This is a genomic window from Myxococcus sp. CA040A (assembly GCF_013336725.1).
In the GTDB taxonomy this organism is placed as follows: Bacteria; Myxococcota; Myxococcia; order Myxococcales; family Myxococcaceae; genus Myxococcus; species Myxococcus llanfairpwllgwyngyllgogerychwyrndrobwllllantysiliogogogochensis.
The window spans coordinates 1-8,358 of sequence record NZ_JABUMR010000004.1; the positions used below are offsets into that span (position 1 = coordinate 1).

At 68.2% G+C, this 8,358-nt stretch carries 1 protein-coding gene; it reads left to right on the forward strand.

From position 1 onward, the window contains the following. Positions 1–8,358: non-ribosomal peptide synthetase (locus tag HUA75_RS17205; RefSeq protein WP_174487055.1), on the forward strand; the 8,358-nt coding region annotated here is incomplete at both ends.

Below are 8,358 nucleotides of genomic sequence, written 5' to 3' on the forward strand. Positions count from 1 at the left end.
CTGGTTCCTCGACCAGCTCCAGCCCGGCGCTCCCACCTACAACATCCCCTGGGCGCTCAAGCTCTCTGGCTCGCTTGACTCGCATGCGCTGCTCCAGTCCCTCAACGCGCTGATTCAGCGTCACGAGACCCTGCGCACCCACTTCGCCATTCATGAGGGCCAGCCCGTTCAGCACGTCCAGCTCGACTTCCGGCTGGAGATGCCTCTCATTGACCTCTCCGCCCTGCCCCAGCAGGAGCGTGACGCCGAGGCACAGCGGCTGGCGGCAGCCGAAGCCGTGCGTCCGTTCGACCTCGCCCGGGGCCCCGTCGTCCGCGCGTCACTCCTCCGCCTGGATGCGTCCGAGCACCAGTTGCTCGTCACCGTCCACCACATCGCCTCCGACGGTTGGTCCATCGCCGTCATGGTCCGCGAGCTGGCCGCCTTCTACCGCCAGTTCTCCGGGGGCGAGCCCGCTCAGCTTGCCCCTCTGCCCATCCAGTACGCCGACTTCTCCGTCTGGCAGCGCCAGTGGCTCCAGGGTGATGTCCTCGCCTCAGAAATCGCCTGGTGGCGCAACCAGCTCGCGGGCGCTTCTCCTGCTATTGAGCTGCCTACCGACAGGCCCCGTCCCGCCGTCCAGTCCTTCCGCGGCTCGCTGATTCCTTTCGAGCTGTCTGCTGAGCTGACCTTCGCCGTGAAGGCACTCGCCCAGCGCGAGGGCGCCACGCCCTTCATGGTGCTGCTCGCCGCGTGGCAACTGCTGCTGTCTCGCTACTCTCGTCAGGACGACATCTGCGTTGGCTCTCCCATCGCCAACCGCAATCGCGCGGAGACCGAGGGCCTCATCGGCTTCTTCGTCAACACGCTCGTCCTGCGTGCTCACATCAATGGCGGCCAGTCCTTCCGCCAGTTGTTGGAGCAGGTGCGCCTGTCCACCCTCGCGGCCTACGAGCACCAGGACGTCCCCTTCGAGAAGCTCGTCGAGGAACTCCAGCCTCAGCGCGACCTCAGTCGCAGCCCGCTGTTCCAGGTCTCCTTCACCTTCCAGAACGCTCCTGACGATGCCCTCCGCCTCCCGGGCCTCTCCCTCGACGTCCTCACCTCCGAGCTTCACTCCGCCAAGTTCGACCTCTCCCTCGGCATGAGCGAGAGCCAGGGTCGTCTGCTCGGCTCCCTCGACTTCAACTCCGACCTCTTCGACGCAGCCACTCCGCGTCGCATGGCTCGCCACTTCGTCAGCCTCCTCACCGACGCCACCTCTCGCGTCGACGCACCCCTGCGTCATCTCGGCCTGCTCGCCGACGACGAGAAGACTCAACTCTTCTCCGACTTCCAGGGCGCTCACGTGAAGTACCCGAGTGAGGCCACCCTTCACTCGATCATCCAAGCGCAGGCGCTTCGTTCTCCCCATGCCGAGGCCGTTCGCTTCGAAGACAGTCTCCTCACCTACGCGCAGCTCGATTCACGCTCCAACCAGCTCGCTCACCACCTGCGTACTCTCGGCGCGCGCCCCGGCTCTCTCGTCGGTGTCTGCCTGGAGCGCTCGCTCGACCTCGTCGTCGCCCTGCTCGCAGTCCTCAAGTCCGGCGCTGCCTACGTCCCCCTGGACCCCGCGTATCCCCGCGAGCGCCTCGCCGGAATGCTCGAGGACGCTGACGCTCCCGTGCTCCTCACCCATGAGCACCTGACGTCCGTCCTCCCCCAGCACGCCTCTCGCGTCCTCTGCCTCGACTCCCAGTGGGACGCTGTCTCGCGACAGCCCTCCTCCTCGCTGGAGTCGCTCGCCGGCCCTGACGCCCTCGCCTACGTCATCTTCACCTCGGGCTCCACGGGCCGCCCCAAGGGCGCCATGAATGCCCACTCGGGCGTCGTCAACCGCCTGCTGTGGATGCAGCAGCAGTACGCGCTGACGGCGATGGACACCGTCCTCCAGAAGACTCCCTTCTCCTTCGACGTCTCCGTCTGGGAGTTCTTCTGGCCCCTCATGACCGGCGCGCGGCTCGTCCTCGCGAAACCCGGTGGACACCAGGACCCCGCCTACCTCGTCCGCCTCATCTCCGAGCAGCGTGTCTCCACGCTCCACTTCGTCCCCTCCATGCTCCGCGCCTTCTTGGAGGAGCCGGGTGTCGAGAAGCTCTCCTCGCTTCGTCGCGTCGTCTGCAGTGGTGAGGCTCTCACTTCGGACTTGGTGACTCGCGCCCATGCGCGCCTGCCCGCTTCCGCCGAGGTCCACAACCTCTACGGCCCCACCGAGGCCGCCGTCGACGTCTCCTTCTTCCACTGCGCTCGCGGCTCCTCCCAGTCCTCCATCCCCATCGGCAGGCCCGTCGCCAACACCCGCCTCTACGTCCTTGACTCCGACAACCAGCCTTCTCCCGTCGGTGTCCCCGGTGAGCTCTTCATCGGCGGTGTCCAGGTCGGCCTCGGCTACTGGCGCAAGCCCCACCTCACCGCTGAGCGCTTCATCCCCGACGCCTTCAGCGCCTCTCCTGGTGCCCGCCTCTACCGCACCGGCGACGTCGCTCGCTGGCTCCCAGACGGCTCCCTCGAGTACCTCGGCCGCTCCGACTTCCAGGTCAAGCTGCGTGGCTTCCGCATTGAGTTGGGCGAAGTCGAGGCCGCGCTTCGCTCGCTTCCCTCCGTCTCCGACACCGTCGTCGTCGTCCGTGACGAGTCCCGTCTCGTCGCCTACGTCGTCTCCTCTGGCGACACCGACTCCGCTTCACTCCGGGCCGCGCTCTCTCAGCGCCTCCCCGAGTACATGGTGCCCTCCGCCTTCGTCTTCCTCGACGCACTCCCCCTGAGCCCCAGCGGCAAGGTGGAACGCAAGGCGCTCCCGGCTCCGGACTTCACTCCCACCTCGCGTGAGCACATCGCGCCTCGCACTCCTTCCGAGGAGCTGCTCGCCTCCCTCTTCGCCTCAGTCCTCCGCGTCGAGCGCGTCGGTGTCACTGACAACTTCTTCGAACTCGGTGGCCACTCCCTCCTCGCCACCCAGCTCATCTCTCGCATTCGCCAGTCCTTCGGCGTCGAGCTGCCCGTTCGTGCTCTCTTCGAGGCCGCCAGCGTCGCCCAGCTCGCGCCGCGCATCGAAGCCACCCGCCAGACTCAGGACGGCCTCCAGCTTCCGCCCTTGGCGCCCGTTCCGCGCTCCGGCGACCTGCCGCTCTCCTTCGCGCAGCAGCGCCTCTGGTTCCTCGACAAGCTCCAGCCCGACAGTCCCTTCTACAACATCCCCACCGCGCTCCAGGTGAACGGTGAGTTGCACACCGAAGCGCTCTCTCGCGCACTCCAGGAACTCGTCCGTCGCCACGAGTCGCTTCGCACCACGTTCCTCTCCCGTGACGACGGCCAGCCCGCGCAGCGCATCCACACCGACGTCCCGTTCGACCTCTCGCACGTCGACCTCGGACACCTTCCGGAATCCACCCGCGACGCCGAAGCCCAGCGCCTCGCCACCGTCGAGGCCCAGACTCCCTTCAACCTGACGCGCGCCCCGCTGCTGCGCGCCACCCTCGTGCGCCTCGACGAGCAGCGCCATGTGCTGCTCATCACCGTCCACCACATCGTCTCGGACGGTTGGTCCGCGGGAGTCTTCGGCCGCGAGGTCCTCGAGCTGTACTCCGCCTTCAGCCAGGGCCTGCCCTCACCGCTGGCGCCGCTGGCACTCCAGTACGCCGACTACGCCGCATGGCAGCGAGGCTGGCTGCGGGATGAGGCGCTGGCTCAGCAGGTCTCCTGGTGGCGCAACCACCTCGCGGGGGCGCCGCATGCCCTGGAGCTGCCCACCGACAGACCGCGTCCTCCCGTCCAGTCCGCCCACGGCGCCAATCTCCCCGTGCGCCTTGGAGCGGACCTCACCACCGCGCTTCGCACCCTCTGCAACCGCGAGGGCGTCACGCCCTTCATGGTGCTGCTGTCCGCCTTCAACGTCCTCCTCGCCCGCTACTCCGGCCAGGACGACATCGTCGTCGGCTCGCCCATCGCCAACCGCCGGCAGGCCGAGCTCGAAGGCATCATCGGCTTCTTCGTCAACACGCTCGCGCTGCGCACCCAGCTTCGCCTGGACATGTCCTTCCGCGAGCTGCTCGCCCAGGTGCGCGAGTCCACCCTCGGCGCCTACTCGCACCAGGACGTTCCCTTCGAGAAGCTCGTCGAGGAACTCCAGCCCCAGCGCGACCTCAGCCGCTCACCCCTCTTCCAGGCCATGCTCGCGCTGCAGACGGCGCCCCCCGTCTCGTCCCGGAGTGACGCGTCCGGCGCCCTGCGCGCCATCGACGTGGACAGTGGCACCGCCAAGTTCGACCTCTCGATTCTCCTCGTCGACTCCGGCGCCGACATCCACGGCCTGCTCGAATTCAACACCGACCTCTTCGACCGGAGCACCGCCCAGCGCATGGGCGAGCACCTGTCGCGGCTGCTCCAGGCCGCCATCGACGACCCAAGCCAGTCCCTCGCCCACCTGCCGCTGCTGAGCACGCAGGAGAAGCACCAGCTCCTCACCGAGTGGAACGACACCGCGAGCGTCCATCACGTCACCTCGCCCATCCACCGTCCCGTGGAAGCGCAGGTGGCGCGGAAGCCCCACGCCATCGCCGTCTCGGATGGTGTCGCCTCGCTCACCTACGCCCAGCTCGACACGCGGGCCAATCAACTCGCGCACTTGCTGCGCGAGCACGGTGTCTCACCGGGCAGCTCCGTCGGCCTCTGCCTCGACAAGTCGCTCGACATGGCCGTCGCGGTCCTCGCGACGCTCAAGGCCGGCGCATCGTATCTGCCGCTCGACCCCAATTACCCCTCCGAGCGCCTCGCCTTCATGCTCGAGGACTCCGCGGCGCCGGTCGTCCTTTCCCACTCCAGCCTCCGGGCCTCGCTGCCCGCGTCATCGAGTGCGCGACTCATCTTCGTCGACGCGGAAGCGGACGCCATCTCCGCCCAACCGCCTCACTCGCCCGACGTCGCGTTCTCTCCCGAATCCCCCGCCTACGTCATCTACACCTCCGGCTCCACCGGCAGACCCAAGGGTGTCGCCCTTCCTCACCGCGCGCTGAGCCATTTGCTGTCCTGGCAGTTGCGCCAGTCCGTGGTGCCTTCGGCCACCACCCTCCAGTTCGCCTCGCTCAGCTTCGATGTGTCGTGCCAGGAGATCTTCTCCACCTGGTGGGCCGGCGGAACGCTCGTGCTGCCCACTGGCGGTCTGCGCCAGGACATCCCCGCGCTGCTCGACTTCATGCACCAGCAGCGCGTCGGGCGGCTCTTCCTGCCCTTCGTCGCGCTCCAGGCCCTCGCGGACGCCGTCTCTCACGGCGCCACCGTTCCCACGACGTTGCGCGAGGTGGTGACGGCCGGTGAGCAACTCCAGATCACTCCCGCCCTCGTCGCCCTCTTCGAGAAGCTCCCGGGCTGCGTCCTGGAGAACCAGTACGGTCCCTCCGAGACGCACGTCGTCTCCGCGTTCCGCATGCAGGGAGCGCCCGCCTCTTGGCCCCGGCTGCCCTCCATCGGCTCGCCGCTGCCTCACACGCAGCTCTTCATCCTCGACTCGCTTGGCCAGCCGACGCCCGTGGGCGTGCCCGGTGAGCTCTTCATCGGCGGCGCGCACCTGGCACTCGGCTACACCGGCAGGCCCGCGCTGACGGCCGAGAAGTTCGTTCCCCACCCGTTCTCGTCGACGCCGGGTGCTCGCCTCTATCGCACCGGCGACTCCGCTCGATGGACCTCCTCGGGCACCGTCGAATTCCTCGGCCGTCTCGACGGACAGGTGAAGCTGCGCGGCTTCCGCGTCGAGCTCGGCGAAGTCGAGGCCGCGCTGCGCGCCCTGCCCGGCATCCGCGACGCCGCGGCCATCGTCCGAGAGGACGTCCCCGGCGCCAGGCGCCTCGTCGGCTATGTCGTCCCTGTCTCTGGGACGGACGCAGTCACCCCCGAAGCGCTCCGCTCCGCCCTGCTCAAGCGCCTGCCCGAGTACATGGTGCCCTCCGTCTTCGTCGCCCTGGAGGCCCTGCCGCTGACTCCCAGCGGGAAGCTCGCCAGGAGGCTGCTGCCGGCACCCGACGCGGCGAGCCTGACGGACGAGTCGTCCTTCGTCGCACCTCGTACCCCCACGGAAGAGAAGCTCGCCGAGCTCTTCGGCGCCGTCCTCAACCTGCCTCGCGTCAGCGTCACCGAGAGCTTCTTCGCCCTGGGTGGGCACTCCCTTCTCGCCACCCAGGTCGTCTCTCGCATCCGCTCCACCTTCAACGTCGAGCTCCCACTCCGCGAACTCTTCGAGGCCCCCTCCGTTTCACAGCTCGCCGAGCGAGTGAATCAACAGACGGCCGGGTCGCAAACGCCGCCGCTGGTCCGCACGGACCGCTCGCAGCCGCCACCGCTGTCGTTCGCACAGCAGCGCTTGTGGTTCCTCGACAAGCTTCAGCCAGGTAGCGCGACCTTCAACATGCCCCTCGCGATTCATCTCGAGGGCACGCTGGACATGGACGCGCTGCAGCAGTCCTTCACGGAGCTGGTGCGCCGCCACGAGGTGCTGCGCACCACGTTCCGCGAGGGCCCGGTTCAAATCATCCATCCTCCCGCGGCCGTGCCAATGCCGCTGGAAGACCTGTCCGCGCTCACCGAAGAGGCGCGCGACGAGGAAGTCCAGCGTCGAGTCCTCGCGGAGGCCGAGCGTCCTTTCGACCTCGCGCGTGGCCCCCTGCTGCGGACCGCGTTGCTGCGGCTGAGTGCGACCCAGCACCTGTTGATGATGACGATGCACCACATCATCTCGGACGGCTGGTCCATGGGCCTGATCGTGCGTGAGTCCACCGCGCTCTACGAGTCCTTCGCGGCGCGGCGCCCTTCACCGCTGCCCGAGCTGCCCATCCAGTACGCCGACTACGCCGCATGGCAGCGGTCCTGGCTCAAGGGCGAGGCGCTCGAAACCCAGCTCGACTGGTGGAGTGCGTATCTGTCCGGAGCGGCGTTGCACCTGGACATGCCCACGGACTTCCCGCGTCCCGCCATGCAGGGCTTCCGAGGCGCGAGTGTCTCGCGAGTGCTGCCGCGTCAGCTCGTCGACTCACTCCACGCGCTGTGCCGTCGTGAGGGCTCCACGCTGTTCATGGCCCTGATGGCCGGCATCCAGGCCGTCCTGTCCCGCTACTCCGGACAGGAGGACTTCGTCATCGGCACCGGTATCGCCAATCGGAACCACTCGGAGACCGAAGGCCTCATCGGCTTCTTCGTCAACCAGCTCGCCCTGCGCGCACGGCTGGGTGGCAACCCGTCCTTCCGCGAGCTGCTCGCACGTGTCCGCCACGACACGTTGGGCGCCTACGCGCATCAGGACCTTCCGTTCGAAGAGCTGGTCAAGGCCGTCAACCCCGAGCGCAGCCTCGCTCACGCGCCTCTCTTCCAGGTCGCCGTGGTGCTCCAGAACCAGCCCGAGACCGAGCTGAAGGTTCCGGGCCTCACCTTCCACCTGCAGCCCTCCAACACCGGCACCTCGCGCCTCGACCTCACCCTCGCCCTCCAGGAAACGGCCCAGGGCCTGGGTTGCAGCATCGAGTACCGCACCGACCTCTTCACGGCTCAAACCGTCGACAGGCTGCTCATCCACCTCGGTGCCCTTCTCGAGAAGGCCGCGGCCCAGCCCGAGGCTCCTCTCTCCTCCCTCTCTCTTCTCTCCGAGGCCGAGCAGCACCAACTCCTCGTCGAGTGGAACGACACGGCACGAGACTTCCCGCGCAACGCCACCGCGCACGCCCTCTTCGAGGCCCAGGCTGCTCGCACTCCTGACGCCATCGCGCTTCGCTTCGAGGGCAACTCCCTCACCTACGCTCAGCTCGACTCTCGCGCCAATCGCCTCGCGCACCACCTGCGTGGCCTCGGCGTCACGGCCGAAGTCCCCGTCGCTCTCTGCGTCGAGCGCTCCCTCGACCTCGTCGTCTCCATCCTCGCCATCCTCAAGGCTGGCGGCGCCTGGGTCCCTCTCGATGCCTCGTACCCCGTCGAGCGCCTCTCCTTCATGCTCCGCGACTGCGCAGCCCCCGTGCTCGTCACCACGGCGACTCTGGTGCAGTCGCTGGGTCTGAAGGTGGAAAGCGTCGTCCGGCTGGATTCCGACGCGAGCCTCATCTCCGCGCAGCCCGAGTCCGCTCCGGCCTCCAGCACCAGTGCCGACAACCTCGCCTACGTCATCTACACCTCCGGCTCCACCGGCGCTCCCAAGGGCACCCTTCTCCAGCACCGCGGCCTCGCAAACACCGCTATCACCGCTGGCCGTGCCCACGGCTTCTCTCCCTCCTCTCGCGTCCTCCAGTACGCCGCCTTCGGCTTCGACGCCTCCGTCGCGGAAATCTTCGGCGCACTCCTCGCCGGCTCCACCCTCGTCCTCGC